This is a genomic window from Paenibacillus sp. BT-177 (assembly GCF_025846815.2).
In the GTDB taxonomy this organism is placed as follows: domain Bacteria; phylum Bacillota; class Bacilli; order Paenibacillales; family Paenibacillaceae; genus Paenibacillus; species Paenibacillus polymyxa_C.
In genome coordinates, this window is the sequence record NZ_JAOYTP010000014.1 from 62,149 (window position 1) to 87,472 (window position 25,324).

The 25,324-nt window shown below is 41.6% G+C and carries 8 protein-coding genes and 3 pseudogenes; all 11 read right to left on the reverse strand.

Annotation, left to right across the window (positions count from 1 at the left end):
• Positions 1–217 precede the first annotated feature (217 nt).
• Complete coding sequence (locus OIU26_RS24195; RefSeq protein ID WP_264218274.1) at positions 218–2,380, reverse strand: DNA topoisomerase III; 2,163 nt, start codon at positions 2,378–2,380, stop codon at positions 218–220.
• A gap of 378 nt (positions 2,381–2,758) precedes the next feature.
• Positions 2,759–2,986: pseudogene (locus tag OIU26_RS24200) on the reverse strand (transposase domain-containing protein); the annotation flags it as partial.
• Positions 2,896–3,096, reverse strand: coding sequence for a hypothetical protein (locus tag OIU26_RS24205; protein ID WP_264218275.1), 201 nt, complete (start codon positions 3,094–3,096; stop codon positions 2,896–2,898). The pseudogene OIU26_RS24200 and the gene OIU26_RS24205, both read right to left, overlap by 91 nt.
• A 228-nt stretch (positions 3,097–3,324) precedes the next feature.
• A pseudogene (locus tag OIU26_RS24210) lies at positions 3,325–4,793 on the reverse strand (IS5 family transposase).
• A gap of 288 nt (positions 4,794–5,081) precedes the next feature.
• Positions 5,082–5,468: pseudogene (locus OIU26_RS24215) on the reverse strand (SDR family NAD(P)-dependent oxidoreductase); the annotation flags it as partial.
• Between the two features lie 222 nt (positions 5,469–5,690).
• Positions 5,691–6,853 (reverse strand): IS3 family transposase gene (locus OIU26_RS24220; RefSeq protein ID WP_436449204.1). Its coding sequence is split into 2 segments (ribosomal slippage): positions 5,691–6,589 and positions 6,589–6,853, totalling 1,164 coding nucleotides; the frame shifts between segments, so codons are not numbered across the junction.
• Between the two features lie 36 nt (positions 6,854–6,889).
• A protein-coding gene (locus OIU26_RS24225) for an IS5 family transposase (RefSeq protein ID WP_264218276.1) occupies positions 6,890–7,650 on the reverse strand; the annotation gives its coding sequence in 2 pieces (ribosomal slippage) (positions 6,890–7,314 and positions 7,314–7,650; 762 coding nt in all).
• Positions 7,651–7,768: 118 nt separating this feature from the next.
• Entirely contained in the window at positions 7,769–8,521 is a 753-nt protein-coding gene (locus OIU26_RS24230; protein ID WP_029515254.1) for a carbohydrate-binding protein, read from the reverse strand.
• Positions 8,522–8,826: 305 nt separating this feature from the next.
• Positions 8,827–9,549 carry a thioesterase II family protein gene (locus OIU26_RS24235; RefSeq protein WP_025721395.1) on the reverse strand — a complete coding sequence of 241 codons (723 nt, stop codon included), beginning with the start codon at positions 9,547–9,549 and terminating at the stop codon, positions 8,827–8,829.
• A gap of 23 nt (positions 9,550–9,572) precedes the next feature.
• Positions 9,573–19,682 carry a non-ribosomal peptide synthetase gene (locus OIU26_RS24240; protein ID WP_264218277.1) on the reverse strand — a complete coding sequence of 3,370 codons (10,110 nt, stop codon included), beginning with the start codon at positions 19,680–19,682 and terminating at the stop codon, positions 9,573–9,575.
• Positions 19,683–19,711: 29 nt separating this feature from the next.
• Positions 19,712–25,324, reverse strand: a 5,613-nt coding sequence (locus tag OIU26_RS24245; RefSeq protein WP_436449205.1) for an amino acid adenylation domain-containing protein, incomplete at its 5' end; no start/stop codon positions are given.

Sequence of the window (25,324 nt, forward strand, 5' to 3'; positions counted from 1 at the left end):
TGTAGTACTTGAGTCATAATGACGCACGCTTTTCAATAAAAAAAGAGCAACTTAAAAGAAATCATACGGGACTCGATTGAATCCTGTAATGAAATCTTACAAGTGCTCTTTTGCCGCCTGGCTAGAGCTCGATGCAACTCTTGTCACATCTCGCATAATGATTCATAGTCATACGTTTAATTTAATTATTTTACCTAGTCTTGTCAAGATAATATCCTTACTTCGGTTTAAATTCAAAACCGACCCTACCTTCTTCCTTTTTCCAGACAAGTGCGGCCTCGAAAGTTTTGTCACCTTTTTTGAATCCCTTAATAAGGTTTGTCCTCCCTTTCCCCAAAAACCTCTTGATCTGCGTTTCTGTTATGGTTTTACCCAATACTTTTTTAGAAAATGAAAAATCGCATCGCGGCCTTGCCGAGCAACTATAAGCCGCCCCTTTATCTATAACATCCTCTTTGCATTTCGGACACGGACCAAGACCTAAACCTCCAGAAACCTTATCCGCTTTTTCAGTCTGCTCTTTACTCTCCATACTTTTTGCTGTAAAAGTCCAAGTCATCGAGTTTCGAATTGCATCATCGACAATTTTTTGCGACAATCTTTTAGCCTGCTCCATAAACGATTGTGGGGACGCATTGCCTTGCCCGACATCATGAAGTCGTTGTTCCCACTTGGCTGTCATTTCTGCGGATGCTAATATGCTGTCGCCTAAAGCATCGATCAATATAATCCCCTTGCTTGTAGCATAAACCATGTTTTTCTTTACCTCAATATACTTGCGGTCTTTAAGAACTGAGATGATACCGGCACGCGTGGCCTCCGTGCCCAATCCTTCTGTTTTTTCAAGAATTTTCTCTAACTCTGCGTCTTCAAGATGCTTTCCAGCCGTCTTCATTAAAGTAATCAATTGCCCTTCGGTGTATCGCTTTGGAGCCTGAGTTTTTCCTTCTTTTACAAGTAATTCTTCAACTGTTCCTGAGTCGCCTTGCTCCAATGGAGGTAATACATCTGGTTCGGATTCTTCCTGAGAATCAGAATCATACAGAACTTTTCGCCAACCTTCCTGCACAATAAGTCTTCCTTTGGTGAGAAATGTTTCTTGATCACCTACGACTGTAATTAAGCGCGAATAATCAATAATAGCCTTATCATAATGCGCAGCTATCAGCCTCTTGACAATCAGCTCGTATAAATTACGCTCTTCTGGTTTCAATCGTCCGATTTGGGGGATCACTTCTGTTGGAATGATCGCATAGTGATCACTTACTTTTGCCGCATTGACAAATCTCTTATTATTGGCAATAGATTGTATGGGCAAAGGAAAGAAATCCTTGAATGATTCTTGACGACTTAACTTTGAAAGAATCTCAGGAAATTGCCTGGCTTCTTCAGGTGTTACATAAGCCGAATCCGATCTCGGATAGGAAATGTATCCTTCCAGATAAAGCTGCTGCAGCGCATTTAAACAATTTTGAGGCGAATATTTATAAATTTGATTGGCAACTGCTTGCAATGAAGATAAGTTAAAGAGCTGTGGCGGTTGAAATTTTTTTCGCTCTCTCTCAATTTCATTGACTGATGCCAGCTTATTTTCACAGTTTCTTTTGACGGACTCCGCTTCATCCCGACTGGCAAACCGTGTTTGCTCCTCCCGAAACCATGTGCCTTCATAGACAGTATCATTTATTAGGAATTTGGCTTTTAATTCCCAGAACGGTTCCGGTTTGAAATTCTGAATTTCTTTCTCGCGTGCTACGATTAGCGCCAATGTCGGACTTTGTACACGCCCAGTTGAGAATACTTCTCTAATTCCTCTACGCTGGAACAGAAGTGAATATACCCGTGAACCATTCATTCCTACGAGCCAATCAGCGCAAGAACGGCTAACGGCTTCATAATATAAGGACCGGGTATCCTCTTCACCTTTCAAATTCATAAAACCTTGTTCGACGGCTTTGGGTGTTAACGATGATATCCATAGCCGTTTCATAGGTTTGTTCACTCCAACAAGCTGAACCGCTATGCGGACTATGTACTCTCCTTCCCTCCCGGCATCCCCGGCATGGACGATTTCTTTGATATCTGGACGCATTAAAAGGGATTTAATCACTTGAAATTGCTTGGCTTTAGAAGGAGAAACGCGATGTCTAAATTTTTCGGGTAATATCGGCAAAGTGTCTAGACTCCACTTCTTAAGACTAGGATCGTATTCCTCTGGAGGCACCAATTCGCAAACATGACCAACAGCCCAAGTCACTAGGGCTCCTTTTGGAAATGTATCGTTCGGTGAGATTTCAATATACCCTTGTTGTTTTTTATGTTTAAAAGGTGAAGCCAACTTCGCCCCTTGATCCGGTTTTTCCGCAATAATAAGTTTCAATATGTCACGGACCTTTCTGAGAGAACTATAAATTGATTATATCAGCAAATCGGTTCAATTTCATGACTTAGAATTATATACAGCAAAATGATAATAAGTGGTATGAAATAGTTGCTGGGCTTCACTCCCTCTTTTTTTATATCCATTCTTAGGTAAATTCAATTTTCTTTTCAGACATCACATTGAATCTTGATAATTAGGGCTTTCTTAGCGGATCATGTTTTACGATGTTACGAGCAAATGAACGGCGAGCCTTGACAAAAACCATTGCAAAAGAGGCAAAAAGAGACCCCGAAGTCTCTTTTCAGGTTCATCACCAGCAGTTGTGTAAGCGCAAAATAGCCCCCACCTTGTTCCCAAGATGAGGGCCTGTTAGTCTTAGTTTGATTGAAATAGGCGGCACGTCAGTGGGAGCGAAGGCGACCATGGCAACAATTCGTCTAGCTCAACCGGATCTTTCGGATTCGCAAGCTGCGGAAGCTGTTCGAGCAGGTCCGTCAAATACTTGAAAGGATTTAGCCCGTTTTTCTTCGCTGTTTCAATGACACTGTAGATCGTTGCACTGGCTTTTGCTCCGTGTGGCGCATTGGAAAAAAACCATTTTTTTCAATGATAACGAGCGAATACCAGCCGCTTCCGTCCGGTGAAGAATAGACGGTCGAGTACGCAAACCACATCGCCCCGGCATCGTGTCCGCTGTCGATATGCAATTTCACCTTCAATTTGTCATTAGTCCTATTGGCGATCCGCCAACATTTTAACTTTATCTTGACTAGCTTAAACCATGCTATTAATAGTAAACAAAGTAACGAATTTCACCGATAATGTTACTTTGTTTACGGGATATCTTAACTCTGTAAACAACGTATTCAGCGTAGTGGTGCCTTTACAATGAGAGGCATCGGATAACCCTGCTAGGTAGGGCTTGCTGAACGGGTCACATTTTACAGTGGAACGAGCAAGCGGACCGCGAGTCTCAACCACAGCCATTGCAAAATAGACAAAAAGAGAACCCGAAGTCTCTTTTCGAGGTTCATCACCAGCAGTTGCAGCCCGATCACGGTCTCGCTCGTCGTCTGAAGGTGTGCTCGAATACGGCCAAACCCATAACTGCGCTTGCCTTCACCGAACTTGCCTTCCACCGCATTGCGTGCGGCTGCATCCGTCTTGGCGATTTTCTTTTTCTCCTGCTGATCGGCTGACGGACGACCCAACTGCGGTCCGCTTAAGCGAATTCCCTCTTTGCAGAAGCGCAAGTTGTCGCGGGTTCGATAGATCTGGTCGGCCAGCACCGCTTTGGGATAATAACCAAATCTGGCGCGGTAACGCTCTACGGCGTCCTGCAATGTCTGCCCTTCGTTGTAGCTATCCCACGACAGATGCTCGCGGAAAGCGTAGCCGTTCACCACGCTAATCGCCAGCTTCTCTCCGAACTCGACGTTTGCCCTGGCTTTGCCGCGCACGATCGGTCTGACATGTGGCTGTGCGATACTGACAATCCGATCCGATATGCTGTGTGTCCGCTTGTCATACATCGTTTGCTGCTGACGATAAAGCTCTTGAATGACCAGCAGTTCCTTGTACAAACGCCGCGGCAGGCCGCTCGTCATATCGGCGAGTTCGGCGATCATGCGCAGATCACGGGAAACGAACCTGAGCTGCTTGCCGATCGCTTTTCGTATCGCGCGCGGCTTCACGCGCCGCTGCTTGGCAACCGCCAGATAGGCTTTGCGGGCACGCTCTCGGTATGTTCTGGGCTTGCGGGTCTTTCCACGTTCCGGTTCGTGCAGGATGTCGATGATCTTCTCCAGCTTTTCTCTGGCCTGATTCAGTAACGACAAATCCGTCGGGTAGGCGATATCCGCCGGCGCGCAGGTAGCGTCCAGCAGCAGTTCGCCCTCGTTCGTCAGTTCCATCTGCTGTGGCTGCGTTTCTGAAGGCTTACCGGACGCTGCGTCAGTTCCGCTGCCAGGTTCATCGTCGTCCGATGAATCATCCGACACTTGCGCGCTTCTTCCAGAGCGATCCATTCATTCACTTCATCCAGAATTTCGCCACCCAATCGCTTGCGGAAATGCGTCATGAGAGAATGATGAAACGGACGGCGGTACCGATATTCCGGCAGACCGAGGAAGTACTGCAGATACAGGTTCTCCAGAATCTGACGAAGTGTCTCCCGATCATCGGTGCCAAGCCGCTCCTGGATGATGAGTGCGCCGAGCGCGATACGGATCGAAACGGCTTTTTGGCCCTTGAGGCTTTTCTTGAAGTTTTTCGCATACTTCTCTTCGAGCATCCACCACGGAATCATCTGGGCCAGCAGCACCCAGCGGTTATCTTCTGCGAGCTTTCCGCCGAACGGCAGAAAAAAGTCGACGGGCAGGTTCATCTGGTTCTCGGTTCGCTGATACAATCCTGACGCCTCCAAGTGCACGGTTTTTCACGGGGCTGCCCCGTTTTCCTTCGACATAAGAGGCCCTAAACCCTTGTGCCTGTTGGAGTTTTGATTCGTTCAGCAAGCCCTAGGTAAACCGTGTCCTATGGGCATCGGCGCACGTGTTTAGACTCCGATGCCGCGAGGCTCATTGTCAAGGCGAATACGTTGTTTACATGTCTTCGATGTACACGCCCTTGATAATCAAGGATTTTCTAAAAGCGAGTTGAGATAATTAACGAAAATATACGCTAAGTATTAAACGGATTAATGACCCTTTGGCGGCTCAAACATCATATTGTTTAACTGGTTCACAAAAATACCTTCGTTCGGGCCCGGGTTGTTTCGAAATACTTTCGCTTCTTCCACTAGAACCTCGTCCGCATCCGTACCAAGTACCTTCATCGTTTCATCAATGAATGATGCTAGTAGCATAGAGCTCGGATCGTTATTGAAATACGTTTGAACCCCTGGCGGCGCAATTTCCAGGATTTTCACCGATGTGTCTTTAAGCATGTACCGTTGGGATAGCGTATAGGAATGGAGCGCTGCTTTCGTCGCACTATAAACAGCAGCACCCGCCAGTGGCACGAATCCAAGTGACGAAGTCGTGTTGATAATAACCGCTTCTTCTTTGGACTTCAAATGCTCGAGTATCTACATAACTTTTCACAAATAGTATATTGTACATATTTTTTAGAGAGAATGCCTGTTTTAGAACCTTCTCTTTGTTCTTATTCAAAAATTTAATTGTACAATTCTCTAGGGCCTGTACGCAAACCTATTTGAGCCATAAACGAATTGAAAGCAGCGTCAAAAAAGCCATGAACATGTTGGTCATACCCCTGTCAAGTAGACAGAACTAAAAAGACATCTTTAAGCAGCAACCGTTTCTCGGTATTCAATCGGGGAACGGTTGTTTAATTTTTTCTGAAATCTATTTTCATTATAAAAAGAAATGTACTCCCGTACGTGTTGTTCTACCTCCGCTAGGGTTCCGGGTTTCGTTAAATAAATCTTCTCTGTTTTAAGATGGGAGAAGAAGGATTCTATACAGGCATTGTCTAGGCAATTTCCACGCCTTGAATGGCTCCCAAGCATTCCAAGCCGCTTAAGTTTGCGGTTAAACGGCTTGGAGGTATACTGAAAACCCTGGTCTGAATGGAGAATGACACCCTCCATGTTCACGTTCTTACTTAGAACGTCTAGCGTCTCGCTAACTAGAGCAAGGTCATTTCGTTCCGAAAGACGCCAAGCCACGATTTCATTGTTAAACAGATCTTGAATGAAAGAGAGATATACAAACCGCTCTCCAGCTCGTATGTATGTAATATCGGTAACCAGCTTGGATAAAGGAGCATCTGCCTGAAATTGTCGATCTAATCGGTGGGCATTTACCACAGATGCCTGTTTGCCAAAAAAGCGCCGCTTCTTTCGAGTGACGGAACGGATCCCTAATTTCTTCATTAGGCGGTACACCTTTTTGTGATTGACCAAGATACCTTCTCTACGTAAAGCAACGGTCATCCGCAGATAACCAAAATAGGGATGGATCCGGTGGATCGACAACATATGCGATTCCAGAAGCTCTTCTTCTTGCTTACGCTGCTGGGTTGTTTGCTGAGTCTTTCTCCATTTATAATATCCTGCCCGAGAAACATGGGCTAATTCAAGTAACCATTTCAACGAATATCGTGTTCGCATTCCCTCAATAATTTCAAACCTCGCTTCTTTCCTCGTCACTCCTTGTGTAGATTTGGATACTGCTTTTTTAAATATTCAATCTCCGCCCGTAGATACGCCATCTCCTCTTCCATACTGGAAAATTTCGTTTTGGGTCGCCCCTGCCTTGTGGTCGTTGGCTGGAGGTTCTCCCCCGCTCGATGTTTCATCACCCAGCTTTGCACTTGGGATTTATTACGAATGTCCAATTGTTTCGTCACTTCACGAATACTCATATGTTCTTCGTTCACCAACCGGACTGCCTCCATCTTTACATCTAAGGAGTATTGCCGGAATGATTGTCCCTTTTTAGCCATGAAAAATCCCCTCCGTTCAACAAGATTAAGTCCATCTTAACAGATGTCTTTTCTCTCTTGTCTACTAGAAGGGGATAATACCATGTTCGCTGTTTTTTCATAGCGAGTGGCCAAGCGTCGATAGTTTTTTACTTTGTTGAAAAAGCATTCAATTAAGTGTCGCTCTTTATACGTTTCAGAATCTAACGGGCGCTTTACCCGCCGATTGCGTTTGCTTGGGATAACCGGAGTGATCGCTCGGCTTTGCAAAAGCTCCAGAATGGCATTGGTATCGTAGGCGCGATCAGCCAACACTTCGCCCGGGCAGAAGTCCAGTTCATGAAGAAGGCGATAGCCGGTGACAGAATCGTGGTCTTGTCCTGGCGTCAATTCGAAACGCAGCGGATAGCCAAGCGCATCCACCATCGCATGAATTTTGGTAGTTAATCCTCCGCGCGAACGTCCGATTGCTTGCCGGTCCTGCCCCCTTTTGCGCCCGCTCCATGTTGATGGACGCGGACGATGGTGGCATCGACCATGACCTGCTCCCAATCCGGCTCGATGGCGACATGCTTCAGTATTTCACCCCAAATATTCGCTTTTTGTAGCCGCCAGAAAAAGCTGTAGGCTGAAGACCAAGGGCCATAGTAACTCGGTAAATCCCGCCATGGCGCGCCCGTTCGAGCAACCCAAAGCACGGCATTGAGCATCTGGCGCCGATCCTTGGGCGGACGTCCTCCCTGTTTTTTTCGGGCTGGGGGCAACAGGGGGTCAACTATATTCCATTCTTCATCCGTTAACTCGTATCTTCGTCTCATGTGCCTTATTTTACTAGATTTCTACGAGTTGTACAGTTTGCGTACAGGCCCTAAAAAAATCGGGCTGAAAAAACGCATTTTTCAGCCCGATTTTGCTTATCTTTTTTTAAAATCCACCTTAGTTCTTACCGCCATAGCCCTTATAAGTAGAGTAAACTGCATCTGCATATTGATTGGCCAGAATAGGACGGCCATAAGAATCTGTAGCTCCCGGATACCAGTAATCTCCTCCGTTATAGTGTAATAAGCCGTTATATATATTGCCGAATTTAATAATCTTTTCATTTAAAATCAGGGCGCCCAAGTATACCTGATCTTGTTCACTGCCGTGATTATAAGCAGGGACAAATTTTGAACTGAATTGAGATAAATAAGCATTACGTGTGTTTGGTTCTACCTGCATCAATCCGTCGCCGGCTGATGGACTGCCTGGTAAGCCTGCTCCAAAGCTGCTTTCCTTTTTGATCACAGCACTCAGCAATAAAGCAAAATCTCCGCCTTTACCGAATTTATCGCCCGCATTCATTGTGTATGTCCATATGTGGCTTGGAACTTCGGAAGGCTTTGTTACTGAAGGACCTGTTGGTGGCGTTGTTGGCGGTGTTGTAGGTGGCGTAGTTCCGCTGCCGCCTTTCTCCCATAAAGCAGGAACAATAGGTGGTTCCCAACCTACGAGGGAAGTATGTGCCTGACGACAGGTATAAGTACTTCCACTATATGTTACTGTATCATTTACTGCATAGGCAGTATTTGGTGCCCATGCTCCCCTAGCGGCTGCGCTCACCGGCAAGACTGCGCAAAAGGTGGATAAGAATACTGCTAAAACTACCAAAAGTGATGTGGCTTTAAAAGAAAACTTTTTGCTAGTCATTTTCAAACCTCCTTGTATTTTTCTTCTGATATTTTCCTGTGTTTTTCATTTTCAACATTTATCAGCACTATTTCCCCCCCTTTGTTTTCACAAATACTTCAAGTTCATTCCATAATTAAAGCACTTAAACAAATGATTACAATTCTGGTAATACAGAAACATGAAAATAATTCCAATAGGACGTAGGTTCTACTTTCTTGAAATTTTTGATTAGACTGGAAAGAGGCTAAGTCTACAGGTCATTAAAGTCAACCTAAAAACTTAGCCTCTTGATTTCATATTAAATTTTAAATAAACTTCAGTCTTCACATACCATTGTCTGCAAAGTCGATGAGACTACTATTTATTATTGCTGCTACATCCTTTTTGTAATCGTGTATAAAAAAATGATCCCCGTCAAACATATGAATTTTACAACTTTTGGACGTATAATCATGCCATTTTGCAACGTCAAAAATAGTGGCTCCCTTTTCTCTTTTTCCCCACAATACACTTATATCGCAGTCAAGCTTAGCGTTTTTTTCAATGTGCCTGTATGTGTCAGTAATTCTAAAATCCGCTCTGAGTATCGGTAAAAACAACTCCATTAATTCATTGCTTTTCAGAACCTCTTTGGGCGTGCCTCCCAGCTTAAATACCTCATCCACAAACTCCTTATCCGGCAAATCATAGAGTACCTTCTTCTTACTTACAAAACCCGGAGGATATCTGCCGGAAATAAACATATGGACAGGATATGGATGTCCGAGCTCCTTTATTCTATAGGCAAGTTCATATACAAGTACACTGCCCATACTGTGGCCAAACAACGCATAAGGTTGTTCTTCAAGGTTGCTTATGATAATACGGTGTATATCTTCAAGCGCTTCCTCAACACTTCCGTAAAACGGTTCACCAATCCTGCTGCCTCTTCCCGCAAGCTCAATCGGGAAAAGCTCAATCCTATCATGCAAGTATTGTTCCCAATATTTATATACTGCTGCAGAACCTCCTGCATACGGCAGACAAAACAATTTAATCTTATCCATTATATCTACCCCTTATATCTGAACTATTGGTTGATCTCTTCCAATATTTCTTTAATAATAGCCGCATTTTTATCTATATATCCTGTACTTAACATATCAAAATGACTGCCAAATCCGTTATATACTTTGAACTCTCCCGTTGTTGCCTCTCTCCATCCTTCACATAAATCAGCTTCACCTTCATTGTCTTGCTGCTGTGATATAATAAGATGGATATTGGAGTTTATCTGTCCCGAGTTTATAACACTTCTAGTGTATTTATGATAATTTCTCATTCTTTCAATGGCCTTTTCAATAACTGCCTGGTTATCTCCAAACATGCCTTTTATAAGTTTCTCATTTTCTTCTATAAATTCTTTATCCTGTTGCTCAGCAAGTTTCTTAGCATCTTCGCTTTCTTCCTCAATAAGGACAAATGATTTAGCCGAATCCAGAAAGATTATATCGGATACATGATGTCCAGTTTCAATTAATACTTTAGCAACTTCAAATGCCAGATTACCTCCTGCCGAGTAACCAAATAGAATATATGGGCCCTCGGGTTTGACAGAAGTAATTGCCTTCACATACTCCTCCATCCTGCTCTCATTTTCTATAAAGTCAAAGGAATATATGGAATAAGCATTCATTTGTTTTGATAAACTACCATAAGCTATTCCATTTCCTCCTCCTGGAGGGAATGCAAACATAAGACTCTCCATTGCTGAATTAAAATGAATTGCCGGACTTGGTGTAATATAATCATTGGCGTACGTATTGTGTATAAAACGGGCAATTTCCTTTATGGTTGGGGCCATATAAAAGTCTTTTAGTGGTACCTCAACATTTAACTGTTCATAAATTCTGCTTATAAGGGATATTGCCTTCAGTGAGTATCCTCCCAGTTCAAAGAAGTTATCATTCACACCAATTTTTTGTACTCCAAGGGCATCATGCCACAGCAGTGCAAGCTTCTCCTCAACTTCACCGCAAGGCTCTACATACTCTACTGATGTAGCTAAAGTACCGTCATTTTGGGGTAAATTATTCCGATCTATTTTGCCATTGGCTGTCAAAGGTAGCTTTTCCAGCTGAACAAAGTATTGTGGTATCATGTAATCGGGAAGTTCTTTTAAGAGAAGCGCCCTTAAATCTGATATTGTAGATTCACTTTCCCCTGCTATATAAGCACACAAATACTTGTTGCCCTCCTGGTCTGTCTTTGCAATTACCGCAGCTTCTTTTATTGAAGGATGCTTTAATAGCTGCACTTCTATTTCTCCAAGCTCTATCCTAAAGCCCCTAATCTTTACCTGATGGTCTACTCTGCCTATAAATTCGATGTTTCCGTCAGGAAGCCACCTTCCAAGATCACCGGTACGATACATTCTTTCTCCAGAGCTGAAAGGATTAGCTACAAATTTTTCCGTAGTCAATTCAAGTTTGTTCAAATAGCCTTTTGCCAGCCCATCTCCAGATATATATATTTCACCAGTTGTATTAACCGGTAAGATATTCATGTCTTCATTAAGTATATATATCTTATAATTCTGCAATGGCATACCTATAGGTATACTTGTTAGATTTCTCACCTTCTCACGGCTTAAATGGTAATAAGTTGAATCTACGCAGCATTCTGTTGGACCATAAACGTTTGTTATAGTAGGGTTATTATCTTTAAACCGATCATAGAAACCTTGTATACCTTTACATGAAAGTTCTTCCCCTCCGATAATAAACTGCATAACTGAAAGACTTTCGCCAGGTCTGGCAGTATCTGTTAAAAGCTTTATATGTGCTGGTGTTCCGTCTGAAACAGCAATTGAATTCCTGTTATAGTACTTTAGAAGGCCCTCACCATCTAGCCTTGTATCCTCAGGAACTATAAACAGCGTATGGCCAAGGAGAGAAGCCGCAAATATTTGTTTTACAGATGCGTCAAAAAAGTAAGGGGACACAAGGGCAACATTTAAATAATTATCATAATTTTCATAGACAAGCTTTCTTAGTCCATAAACCAAGTTAACTACACTTCGATGCTCTATCATTGAACCCTTCGGAACTCCAGTAGATCCCGATGTATAAATGATATAAGCTAAGTCCTCTGGTTTATTTATTTTATCAAGGTTTTCTGCACTTCCAATGTATATTTCAGGGGAATCAAGCAGTAATATATTACCGTAAAACTCTGCTTTATCCGCTAAATGTGATTGCGTCAACAGCATAGTTGCATTACTATCTTCCAGTAATTTTTTTATTCTTAGTTCAGGAAGTTTGGTTGAAATTGGTAAATAGACACCTCCTGCTTTTAAAATTCCCAGTATTCCAACCTGCATATCTACGGATCTTTCTACCATTATTCCAACTATGCTGTTTTGCTTTACACCATTACTTCTTAGTGCTCTGGCAAGCTGATTTGCCTTTTCATTGAGCTGCCTGTAGGTTAATTGCTTGTCCTCAAACACTACAGCTACATTATCAGGTGTCCTTTCCACTTGGTCTTGGAACAGCTCATGTAGAGTCTTATCCCTAGGGTATTCTGCCTTTGTATCATTAAAACTATTTAGTATTTGCTGTTTTTCATCCTGAGATAGTATATTTATTTCGGACAGCATCTTTTCGGGGTAAGCTGTTATCTCTTCCAGTACATTGATGAAATGGACCCCAAGTTTTTCTATTGTCTCTTTCTTAAACAGACGAGTAGCATACTTTAACCCAAATACAATATTATTCTGGGTCTCTTGGGCGTTTAGGGTCAAATCAAATTTGGACGCCCTGAACTCATTATCATAGGGCATGAACCTTAGCCCATTCATCTTAAATTCTGATGCCTCTTTATTTTGCAAGACAAACATAGTATCAAACAGCGGATTTCTGCTCAAATCCCGCTTAATGCTAAGCTTCTCCACAAGTTCCTCAAATGGGTAATCCTGGTTTTCATAAGCCCTTAGAGCGTTTTCTTTTACTACCATCAAAAACTCGCTGAAATTCTTTTTACCTTGAGGGTAATTCCTCATAGCTAGGGTATTGACAAACATGCCTATGATGTCCTGCAAATCTGTATGTGGCCTTCCTGCTATAGGGCTTCCAATTACGACATCTTCCTGTCCGGTGTATTTGAAAAGAAGCACATTGTATGAAGCTAGAAGCACCATATACAGTGTTGCTCCATGATCCACGGCAAGCTTGTTCAGTTTATGTGCAAGTTCCCGGCCTGTTTCAAAACTGACCATATCGCCTTCAAAACTCTGTATAGCCGGCCTTGGGTAGTCTACCGGCATATCAAGTACTGGTATTTCTCCCCTAAATGCCTGGAGCCAGTATTCTTCTTGTTTACTGATTGTGCCGTCAGCAAACAATTTATTCTGCCATACGGAATAGTCCTTGTACTGAATCTGAAGTGCTGGAAGATTCATTCCTTCATACAAGCTTATGAATTCTCTTACCAGTATTTCATCCGACACCCCGTCAGATATGATATGGTGTTTATCAAGCATCATGACATGCCTGTCTTCTCTAATTTTTACGAGCCCTGCTCTTAGTAAAGGAGCCTTGCCAAGGTCAAATGGCCTTATGAATTCATTTGCTGCTTCTGAGGCTTTTTCTTCGCCGGTTTCCATGTACATGATACTAAATTCCACCTCATCATGGACCTTCTGCACCGGTTCACCATCTACCATATGGAAGGAGGTCCGGAAAGCCTCATGCCTTTTTACCAGCTGATCTAAGGCTTTCTCAAAACGTTCTATATCAATACTGCCTTCTAACAACATAAACTCTGGCATATTGTATGCCACCCTTGCTCCTTCAAGCTGATTTAATATATACAGCCTTCTTTGGGAAGACGACATAGGATAGTATTCCATTTCTCCAGTGGGCTGGATAGATTGATAAATACTCTCTTGGGCTTCCTGGATGTACTTGGCAATTTCTGCAATTGTCGGCAGCTTGAATATCTCCTTAAGAGATATATTTACATTGAACTCTTTGTGAATTTTGGCTGCAAAGTTTATTGCTTTTAATGAGTGCCCCCCAAGCACAAAGAAATTATCATTTCTCCCTATTTTCTCAACCCCCAGGATATCCTGCCACAATTGTACAAGCTTCTCTTCCACTTCACCTGAAGGTGCTTCATACTCTACTCCAGTATTTAAATGAGCAGCAGGGTGGGGCAAGTTCTTCCGGTCTATCTTACCATTGGCTGTCAAAGGCATTTCATCCAGCTGCATGAAGTATGCCGGGATCATATACTCGGGCAATTCTTTTGAAAGGCATTCCCTTAGTTCAGTTATTGTCAGTTCATTTTCCCCAACGAAATATGCACACAGATCCTTGTTCTTCTGTTGGTCTTCCTTTACAATAACCACAGCTTCTTTTATTGAAGCATGTCTTAATAGCTGAGCCTCTATTTCTCCAAGTTCTATTCTAAATCCCCTTATCTTTACCTGGTGGTCCATCCTGCCTAAAAATTCTATATTCCCGTCAGGCAGCCATCTTGCCAAGTCCCCAGTACGATACATTCTTTCTCCCTTTATAAACGGGTTAGATACAAATCTTTCTGCAGTAAGCCCCGTCTTGTTTAAATAGCCTTTGGCAAGACCATCCCCAGATATATATAATTCCCCAGCGATACCTATAGGATTTACTTCTAATTTCTTACCAAGTATGAATGCTCTGGTGTTTGGCAAAGGACGGCCTATGGGGATATTATCCAATCTACTAAGCCCCGCCGCAGTAATCAAATATTCCGTAGAATCCACACAGCATTCGGTAGGACCATAAACATTTGTGATGCAAGGTTGCACATCCTCAAATCTGCTTAGGAAGTCTTTTACTGCATCAAATGGAAGAACATCTCCGCCTATAATAAAATGTCTCACTTTTAGGTTATTATCTATAGGAGGAGAATTTAACATCATATTTACGTGTATGGGCGTTCCATCCGAAATATCAATCCTATTTTCACTATAGAAGTCCAGCAGCTTTTTACCGTCTTTCCTTGCTTCCTCCGGTACAATGTACAATGCATGCCCCATTAGCAGTGCTGCGAAAATCTGCTGCACCGAAGCATCAAAAACATAAGGGGCAATGAGGCAAACATTCAACGGTGATTCATATTTGCTATATATTCTCTGGAACAGACCCTCTACCAGGTTTAATACACTCTTATTATCAATGCAAACACCTTTAGGGTTTCCCGTTGAGCCAGAGGTATAGATGATGTACGCTGTATCACCAGGCTTATTTATACATTTTATATTCACATCGTTTATAAAATTATAATCATAATCAGATAAATCAATAATCTCACCATCGAAATCATCACGATCCATAAGATGATTTTGGGTGAGTAAAATTTTGGCCTTGCTGTCCTCCATCATATACCTTTTTCTTTCCAATGGATAATTAGGATCTACAGGAAGGTACGCCCCCCCAGCCTTGATTACTGACATTATACCTATAACCATTTCAGGCGAGCGGTCCACCATTATGCCTACAATATCATCAGGCTTTACTCCCTTTTCTCTTAATGCCCTGGCCAATTGGTTTGCCTTTTGATTCAGTTCTCGGTAGGTTAATTGTTTACCTTCAAAAACCACTGCAATATGATCAGGAGTCTTTTTCACTTGCTCCTCAAACATTTGGTGTATGGTTTTATCCAGGGGATATTCGAGAGCAGTATCGTTAAAGCTGTATAATACTTGCTGTTTTTCTTCCTGTGATAACATTTCGATTTCATAAAGCCTTTTTTCGGGGTATGCTGCAATTTCTTCCAGCAAATTGATGTAATGAGCCCCAAGTCTTTCAACTGTTTCTTTCTTAAACAGTCTTGTACAGTATTCGAGTTCAAAGGCTATACCATCCTCAGTCTCAAATGCATTTAAGGTGATGTAAAATTTTGATATTCTGCCTTCTATCCCTTTGTTGTACGGCTTGAAGCTTAGATCAGACGTTATGAGCTCTGCTTTTCCAACATTGTATATGGCAAACATGGTATCAAAGAGGGGATTCCTGCTCATATCCCTCCTTATGTCCAGCTTATCCACTAATTCTTCAAACTGATAGTCCTGATTGTCGTATGCTTTCAAAGCATTTTCTTTAACTTCTTTCAAGAATTCAATAAAAGTCTTTTCTCCTTGCGGGTGATTTCTCATGGCCAGAGTGTTTACAAACATACCTATGATGTCTTGAAGGTCAGCATGAGGCCTTCCAGCTATAGGACTTCCCACAATAATATCTTCCTGTCCAGTGTATCTAGATAACAGCACATTGTATGCAGCAAGAAGCGTCATATATAATGTAGCTCCATTGTCTGATCCAAGCTTGTTAAGTCTAACCGCAAGCTCGCTATCAGCTTCAAAGCTGATGTAGTCTCCTTCAAAGCTTTGTACTGCGGGTCTTGGGTAGTCGGTGGATAAATCCAGCACAGGGATCTCTCCCTGAAAGGTCTGGAGCCAGAATTCCTCCTGCTTACTTATGGCAGCTCCTGCAAACAATTCCCTCTGCCAAACTGAGTAGTCCTTGTACTGTATACGCAGTGGAGGAAGTATTTTCCCTTCATATAAGCTTATAAACTCTCTTACCAGTATGTCGTTGGACACTCCATCCGATATGATATGATGCATGTCAAACACCATAATATGTCTGGCTTCTCCAATCTTTACAAGTCCAACTCTTAATAGTGGAGCCTTTCCAAGGTCAAAGGGCCTTATGAATTTCTCCACTATTTCGGGAACCTTCTCTTCACTGGTTTCCAGGTACATGATACTTAGGTCCGCCTTGTCATGGACTTTCTGAGACAGCTCTTCCTCGATCATATGGAAGGAGGTTCGAAAGCTCTCATGCCTTTCTATCAGACTATGAAAAGCCTGCTCAAAACGTGCTTTATCAACAGTACCTTCCAGCAATATTATGCCAGGTATATTGTAGGCGATTCCAGCTCCTTCAAGCTGGTTTAATATATATAGTCTTTTCTGGGCGGATGACATGGGATAATATTCCATATCCCCAGCACGTTGAATGGACTGATATAGGCTCTCCTTTGAGTCTTCAATGTAGCTGGCAATTTCTAAGATGGTTGGTGTCTTGAATATTTCCTTAAGAGGTATGTCTACATTGAACTCTTTGTGAATTCTTGCTACAAGGCTTGTTGCCTTTAACGAGTGTCCTCCGAGCATAAAGAAGTTATCATTTCTTCCTACCTTCTCTATTCCAAGGATGTCCTGCCACAGCAGCGCAAGCCTTTCCTCCACTTCACCTGAAGGCGCTGCATACTCTGTTCCTGTATTTATTCTTCCATCAGGCAGCGGCAGCGCCTTTCTGTCCAATTTTCCATTTATGGTTAACGGTACTTTTGCTATCCTCATAAAATAGGATGGAATCATATAATCGGGCAGCTCTTTAGATATAAGCTCCCTTATTTCGGTCACTGTCACTTCTCGGTCAGACACTATATAAGCGCAAAGATACCTGCCTACACTTGAATCCTCCCGGTCAATGACCACCGCCTCATTTATATCAGCATGCTTCAAAAGGGCTGCTTCTATTTCCTCAAGCTCGATTCTATACCCTCTTATTTTAACCTGGTGGTCTTTTCTGCCGGCAAATGCAATATTCCCGTCAGGAAGCCACTTTGCAAGATCTCCTGTTTTATACATCAGTTCTCCAGGCATAAATGGGTTCGGTACAAACTTTTCCCTGGTAAGTTCCGGTTTTTTCAAGTATCCTCTCGCCAATCCTGCCCCGGAAACACAGAGTTCACCCTCAACACCTATGGGCTTAAGATTATTGTTTTCATCAACTATAAACACCCGGGTATTGGTAATAGGTTTACCAATAGGTACCGACTTATCGGCCGTCTCACAATCATCTGCTTTCCATACCGTTGCACATACGGTTGTCTCAGTAGGTCCATAAGCATTTATATATGAAATCCTGTTGCTCCATTTCTTTAAAAGTTCGGGAGTGGAAGCCGAACCTGCTGCAATTACCTTCTTTAAGGAAGTTACTTTTTCCGGGTCCAGATTTGCCAGATACGGAGGTGGTAAAGTAGCAATAGTTATCTCATTTTCATTTAGGTATTCTTCAAATCTTCGATAGTCATTGATAATATCGCTTGAAGATATATATAGTGTTGCTCCTGCCAATAGTCCCATAAATATTTCCCAAACTGCAGCGTCGAATGAAATTGATGCAAATTGAATAATCCTATCGCTTTCACTTACATTTAAGCGGGTCTTGAAAAACGCCTCCAGATTTGCTACCCCTTTATGTTCTACCATAACCCCTTTAGGTTTTCCTGTAGACCCAGATGTATAAATGATATATGCCAAATTTTGCGGTGAACATACCACTTCCAGGTTCATAGGGTTTCCGGCATAAAGGCTTTCATCTTCTATGTCTATATACTTCCCGTAAAACTCCACTTTCTCCAGGAATTGCTTTTGGGAAATCAGCACCCCTATCTCGCTGTCCTCGAGTAAATATTCGATTCTTGCCTTAGGGTAGTCAGGATCTATAGGCATATATGCCCCTCCGGCTTTAAGTATGCCAAATATACCTATGACCATCTCCAGTGAGCGTTCTACCATAATACCCACTATGCTGTCTGGTTTAACTCCCTTATCCCTCAACACTCTTGCAAGCTGATTTGACTTCTCATTGAGTTCCCTATAGGTTAGCTGCTTACCCTCAAACACCACTGCCGCATTGTCAGGTGTCTTCACCGCTTGTTCCTCAAATAGTTGGTGAATGGTCTTTTCCCTGTGGTATTCCTCCGTTGTATTATTGAAGCAGTGTACTATTTCTTTCTTTTCCACTTCGGTGAGTATATCAATATTCCTAATATGCATATCGGGATTATCGGTTACAATTTCTATTACCGACTGAAAATGTCCCTTGATTTTTTCTATGAAATTACCATCATATACCAGTGAGTTGTAACTGAATTTAATAGATAATTCCTTACCGCCATCAACGAGTATCCCAAAATCATAATTCGTCTGCTCGAATATTTCCATTCCAACTACATTTAAAATGCCATTACTGGATGAAGCATTAACCGCTTCATCCATAGGGTAATTTTCAAAAGCCATGACATGATGTATCAAGGCATCTTTCAAGCATGTTTTTGACTGCACATCCGCCAGAGGATAGAAACTGTACCGGTCAGATTCAAGCACCGATTGCTGCATCTCTTTGATCAGTTCGGTAAAAGTTTTATCCTCATCACAACTCACCCTTACTGCAACGGTATTTATAAATAAACCCACCATGCTCTCAATTCCCTGTATTTCATGAGGCCTTCCCGATACCACCTCACCAAACACCACATCATCGGTATTGTTATACCGCTGTAATAATATCCCCCATATGGTCTTTATAATGGTACTCATGGTTGTATTGTTTTTGGCTGCAAACTTCTCAAGATCGCTAGTTATTTGTTCAGATATTTTAAACTCCGTTTCTTCAATCCTGAAATCATCACTTGCAGACCTGCCGTTTTGGGGAAGGACTGTCTGATGCTCGTAACCTTTAAGATAGGTTTCCCAGTAATCTGCGGCCTCGTTCTGATTTCTGCCTTCCAACCATTTGATATAGCGGCTGTAAGGATATACCTTTCCTGACTCCGGCTCCCGGCTATTCATCAGGGCTTCATAGTTTTCCATAAATTCTCTAAATATATTTGCGAGACTCCACCCATCAATAATGATGTGATGAAAGCTCCATACCATGTTATAAGATTGGTAGCCTGTTTTAATTACACTTAATCTTGTTAAAATATCCCTTGATAAGTCAAAGCCCTTTTTTCTGTCTTTAACCCTGTATTCTTCTATATACCTATCCCTTAGTTCTTCGGCAAGGGAGGTAATATCCTCATAGCTGACAGACAGCTTTCTTTCCTTCATGACTACTTGTAAGGGCTTGGCTACATTTTCATACAAAAAAATTGTTCTCAAAGCGTCATACTTTTCAATAATGATATTAACGCTCTTTTCAACACAATCAATGTCCAGGATGCCTTTTATAGAAAGTGATATCTGCTCAAAGTAGGCGTCTGAATTTTTATCCATCATATAGTGGTACAATATCCCTTGCTGCATAGGAGTGAGCCGGTACATATCTTTTATGTTTTGTTTCTTCAAATCACTCATAAGTACTCCTCCTTAAATACAAACTCTTTTTATTCGAAGTTATTCAATACGTCTTCAAACTCATCCATATTCAGATCGTCTACTGTAAAATCACTGAGTGTAGCTTCTGAATAGTCCATTTCTGCACAATGGGTTATTATGTTTACTAAATGCTTTTTAAAACTCACCGCTACCCCTTCAATAGTACTCTTCTCATACTCGCCCTGGTTGTAGCTAAAGTTTAATTCCAGCTTCCCGCCTTCTACAGTTCCGCCGTTAATATCAATACAATACTCACTTTTATAGTTTGGTCCTGTAGACTCTCCGGCAGGAATATCAGACACTCCAAATAAATTGTCTACATTATCCTGGTTGAATTGACCGAGGTAATTGAAGCTTATTTCAGGGTTTAGATTAAAATTTAAATCGGCTTTGTTTTCCGGCAAGGTAAGATATTTTAGTATGCCGTAACCTATCCCTTTGTTAGGTATCTGCCTGATGTTTTCTTTTACCGATTTGATCATGCGGGAAATATCGAGTTGTCCGCTGACATCTAACACCACGGGATACTGGGTGGTGAACCATCCCACGGTCCTGCTTATGTCAATGTCTTTAATGATTTCCTCCCTGCCGTGCCCCTCCAGACTGATCAGAACCTTATCATTTCCGGTCCATTCCCTCACTGCTAATCCCAAGGCGGTAAGCAATATGTCGTTTACTTCTGTGTTATAAGCATGGTTTACCCGCTTTAGCATCTTCTCAGTCTCTTCAATACTCAGCTCGATCTTGACGCTATTGTTATTCATATACCTTCTTTCTTCAATCTCTCGGTCTTTTGGAAGCGGTATTGTTTCAGTTTTTTCCAAATTGGTCCAGTAATTTATTTCTTTTAATAGTTCAGGGCTATTGGCATACTCATCAAGCCTCTGTGCCCAATCTTTGAAAGAGTCGGTCTTGTTGCTGAATTTTATTTCATCATTGTTTAGCGCCTGTCTGTATCCTATGTCCAAATCTTCCAGTATGATTCTCCACGATACCCCATCAACTACAAGGTGGTGAATAGCTATTAGCAGGTGGTCCCCTTCTTTAGTCTTAAACAGACCAACCTTAACTAAAGGACCGTTATACAAGTCCATGCTCCTCTGAATCCTCGACGCTTCCAGCTCTATTTTTTCCCGGTAATTATAGCTGTCCCTAAGGTCTACAATTTCCAATGAAAAATGTTCACCTTCAAGGTTTTTGTTGTATTGGAGTATATTTTGATCCTCTATTTTTACCACTGTTCTAAAAATATCGTGGTGCTCTACAAGCTTTGACAATACTTTTCGAATAATAGCTTCTTCAAATCCGTTACGCCCATATATCATTATTTCCTGATTAAAATGATGGATATCCTTGCTGTCTTGTTTATACAACCATCTTTGTATAGGTGTTATCGGTACTATGCCTTCTACCGGGCCTTGATGAATTCTTCGGCTTGTAGATTGTATATATTCGACGAGTTCCTCAATTACAGGATGTTTGAATAAGTCCCGCATTTCAAGCTTTAGCCCATGGACGTTAAGACGCGACATTACCTGTATGGCTTTTATTGAGTCTCCTCCAAGGCTGAAGAAATTATCTTTTACCCCGATGTTTTCAGTTTTTAGTACGTCTTCCCATACTTTGGCCAGTATTTCTTCTCTTTCGTTTCTAGGAACTACATGCTCTACTCCGGTATTAATATTCCCCTGTGGTTCAGGCAATGCTTTCCGATCAATTTTACCATTGGCATTAAATGGCAGTTGTTCCATCTGCATGAAATATGCTGGTACCATGTAGTCAGGTAGTTCGTTTAAGAGATGCTCCCTTAGCTCGGAAATGGTCAATTCATTTTCCCCTACAATATATGCACACAGGTACTTCTTCCCTTGCTGCTCTTCCTTTGCAATAACCACTGCTTCCTTAATAGCAGTGTGCTTCACCAGATGTGCTTCAATTTCTCCAAGCTCTATTCTAAAGCCTCTTATCTTTACCTGGTGGTCGATCCTGCCCATGAATTCGATGTTCCCATCAGGAAGCCGCCTTACTAAGTCCCCTGTGCGGTACACTTTTTCGCCGGGAATAAACGGGTTAGGTACAAATTTTTCTGCTGTCAGTTCAGGTCTATTCAAATAGCCCCTTGCAAGACCGCTTCCACCTATCACAAGTTCACCGGCCACTCCTACAGGAGTTAATTGGTTGTGCTTGTCCAGTATATAAAGGTATACATTCTGTAAAGCTTTCCCTATAGGTACTGTTATAAGTTCTTCTGCTATTTTCTTTGTTATACTGTAACCCGCTGCATATATCGTGGACTCTGTAGGCCCATAGATATTTTCCAGAGATGTGTTCTCTGAGACATCGAAAAGCTCATGGACAAGCTTTTTGGGCAGCGCTTCTCCAGCAGCAAAAATATACCTGAGAGTTGATGGCAGTTTTATACCATTATCTTTTAAAGTCTGTACCATTATATTCAGCATTGATGGTACAAAGTTTACATGGGTTATCTTATGCTTGTTTATTACCTCTACTAACTCCATAGCTTCCTTTTCCACACCTTGGCGTGATATTACAAGCTTTCCTCCGTTGAGGAACCAGCCAAATATCTCAGCTACGGATACGTCAAAGGTATAAGTTGTTTTAAATAGAAAAGCGTCTTCCGCTTTAAGCGGATACATGGCCTGGAGGGCTGTAATTATGTTTACAACGCTAGTATGCTCAATCATTCCACCTTTGGGCTTCCCTGTCGAACCTGATGTATAAATGACGTACGCAAGGTCCGAGGGTTTGTTTACATTTTCAAGCTTTGAGTTCTCTTCATTTAAATATTCTTCCTCCAGATATATAATATCCGCATCAATCTGCTTATTTTCCATAAAGGTCCTGGAGGTCAAAAGGATCTGGGAACCACTATCGTCCAACAAATACTTTATCCTTGTATCAGGATAATTAGGATCTATCGGCAGATACGCCCCTCCAGCTTTCAATATGGCAAATATCCCCACAATCATCTCAAATGAACGTTCGGCCATAATTCCTACAATACGGTCAGGCTTTACCCCTTTGTTCCTCAATACTCTGGCCAAATGATTTGCCTTTCCGTTCAATTCCCTGTAAGTCAAGTGCTTGTCTTCATATACCACAGCTATGTTGTCAGGTGTCCTTTCCACCTGCTCAGCAAACAGCTCATGTATGGTTTTGTCCTGCGGATAGTCTTTCTTAGTATCATTAAAGTCTATCAGCAACTGCTTTCTTTCTTCATGACTTAATATAATAAGCTTGTCAACTGACCCTTTGGGGTTATGGATAAACATATTTAAAATATTAATAAAATAGTCTATACACTCTTCTGCCTGTTTTCTTTCCAATACTTTGTCCGAGTAGATCAAGCTTATATTAAGATCATCGAATGTATTACTTACTGTAAAGTCAAGACTTGTATTGGTTGCTTCATATTCATCAACTGAAATTCTATCTTTAACATCACCGATTTCTTTGTTTATTATCTCGTTATATATATGAAAATCCACATAATTGAATATGGTATCAAATAAAGGATTTTCCTCTTTGTTTTCTTTTCCGCCCAGGATATTTATGATCTCAAATAAAGGCAGTCTTCCATAAAGCTTTAAGTTTATTAATTTCTTTTCTGCAACTTTTATCAATTCCTCCCATATATCGATTTTATCAAAACACATTTTGACGGGAACCGTATTTAAGAAGCACCCCAGCATCTTATCTCCATCTTCGCATACAGGTCTGTTATTTTCTACCAAACCTACGACAAAGTCATCCTCGTATGAAAGCATATTGAGCATATAAGTGTATGCAGCAAAGCAAAGTGTCTTTAAGCTTACATCATATCTTCTGGCAGTACTTCTTAAATCACCTAAAAATTCCTGACTTAAATGGCGTGTTACATGGTCTACTTTATAAGATTTTTTTGTTTTTCCATGAATATTTGCAGGCATATTCAACCTTTTATATTCACTTAATTCCTCTCTCCAATAATTAATTACTTCCTGGTTGTCCTTAATTGTCATTTGGTCTGCTATATAATCTTTATAGCTGCATTTAAGCCGTGTTGGTATATAATCTTTTTCTTGCTTAAGCTTAGAGTATAGGTTTGAAACTTCCGTAATCAATGAAGCAACACTCCAGCCATCCAGGATAGCATGGTGGAATATCAGAACCAGACAAATATGGTTTGCGTCAAGTTTGAATATTCTTATCCTCCAAAGGGGCTTTGATATATCAAACGGATTCGCTCTGTCATTTTCCAAATATTTGTTTATATACTCAACCTGCCCTGTCCTGCTAAAATTCATGATATCTATCTGCTCAATATCAAGACTACTGCCCTTGTAAACAATTTGCACAGGAGTTTCAAAATCCTCTAAATTAAAAACCGTCCTTAAAATATCATGTTTTGACGTCATTAGAAGCATCGCTTCTTTAAATGCTGGGAAATCAAAGTCTTTGTCATTCAGATGAAATGCAAATTGGTCATGATAAACTGCATTTTCATAGTCTTTTTTGGAATGATAAATCATACCCAGCTCTATGTGACTCATCGGATATATATCTTCCATGTCCGAAGGTAACTTTTCTGAGAGAGTTTCATTCATCAATATTCGCTGTTTAAATAACTCCAGTTCTTCCCTTGCTTTACCCATCTTACTGTTAAAAGCTTCCGTATCTTTTACTTTTAAGAATGCAGACAATCTCTCAATATCAGGATTCATGTATATATCCCTGATTTGGATGTTTATATCCAACTTTTTGCATATTGTGCTGACTAATGATATTGCACGTATAGAATCTCCGCCTATTTTAAAGAAGTTGTCCCTTATTCCTACCTGTTTTGCTCCAAGCACTTCCTGCCATATTTCAACCAGTTTCTCTTCCACTTCATTCCGCGGCGCTACATATTCTGTTCCCGTACTCATACTTCCGTCAGGCTCGGGCAATGCTTTCCTGTCTATTTTTCCATTAGGGGTCAATGGCAGCTTTTCCATCTGCATAAAGTAAGAAGGGATCATGTAGTCCGGGAGCTCTTTTGACAAGTGTTCCCTCATCCCCTGTACGGTTATTTCTTGATCCGGTACGACGTACGCACAAAGATACTTATTTCCGTCAGCTCCTTCTTTGTCCAATACCACTGCTTCTTTTATTGTTTCATGCTTTAATAACCGGTTCTCTATTTCACCCAGTTCTATCCTGTAGCCTCTTATCTTTACCTGATGGTCGATCCTGCCCAGGTATTCTAGGTTGCCGTCAGGCAGCCACCTTGCCAGGTCACCTGTCCTGTACATCCTTTCACCCGGTGCGAATGGGTTTGCTGCGAATTTTTCTTCTGTAAGTTCCGGTCTGTTCAAGTACCCTCTTGCCAGTCCATCCCCTGCTATACATAGTTCTCCCGCTACTCCTATCGGCTGCAGGCCCTTTTCCTTACTCACAACATATAACTTAATGTTATCTATGGGCTTTCCTATTGGTACAAGCTCCAATTCTTCTTCCGTGGAGCAGCCAAAGTAGGATACATCTACTGTTGCTTCTGTTGGTCCGTACAGGTTATGCAGGCTTGTTCCTTTTTCTTTGTACAGCAGCTTGTTGAACTTTTCTACTTGCTTCAGGTTCAG

What these genes read in the sequence shown, in the direction of transcription:
- OIU26_RS24230 (WP_029515254.1), bottom strand. Translation starts at nt 8,521, where the DNA reads ATGACTAGCAAAAAGTTTTCTTTTAAAGCCACATCACTTTTGGTAGTT.
- OIU26_RS24240 (WP_264218277.1), bottom strand. Translation starts at nt 19,682, where the DNA reads ATGAGTGATTTGAAGAAACAAAACATAAAAGATATGTACCGGCTCACT.
- OIU26_RS24235 (WP_025721395.1), bottom strand. Translation starts at nt 9,549, where the DNA reads ATGGATAAGATTAAATTGTTTTGTCTGCCGTATGCAGGAGGTTCTGCA.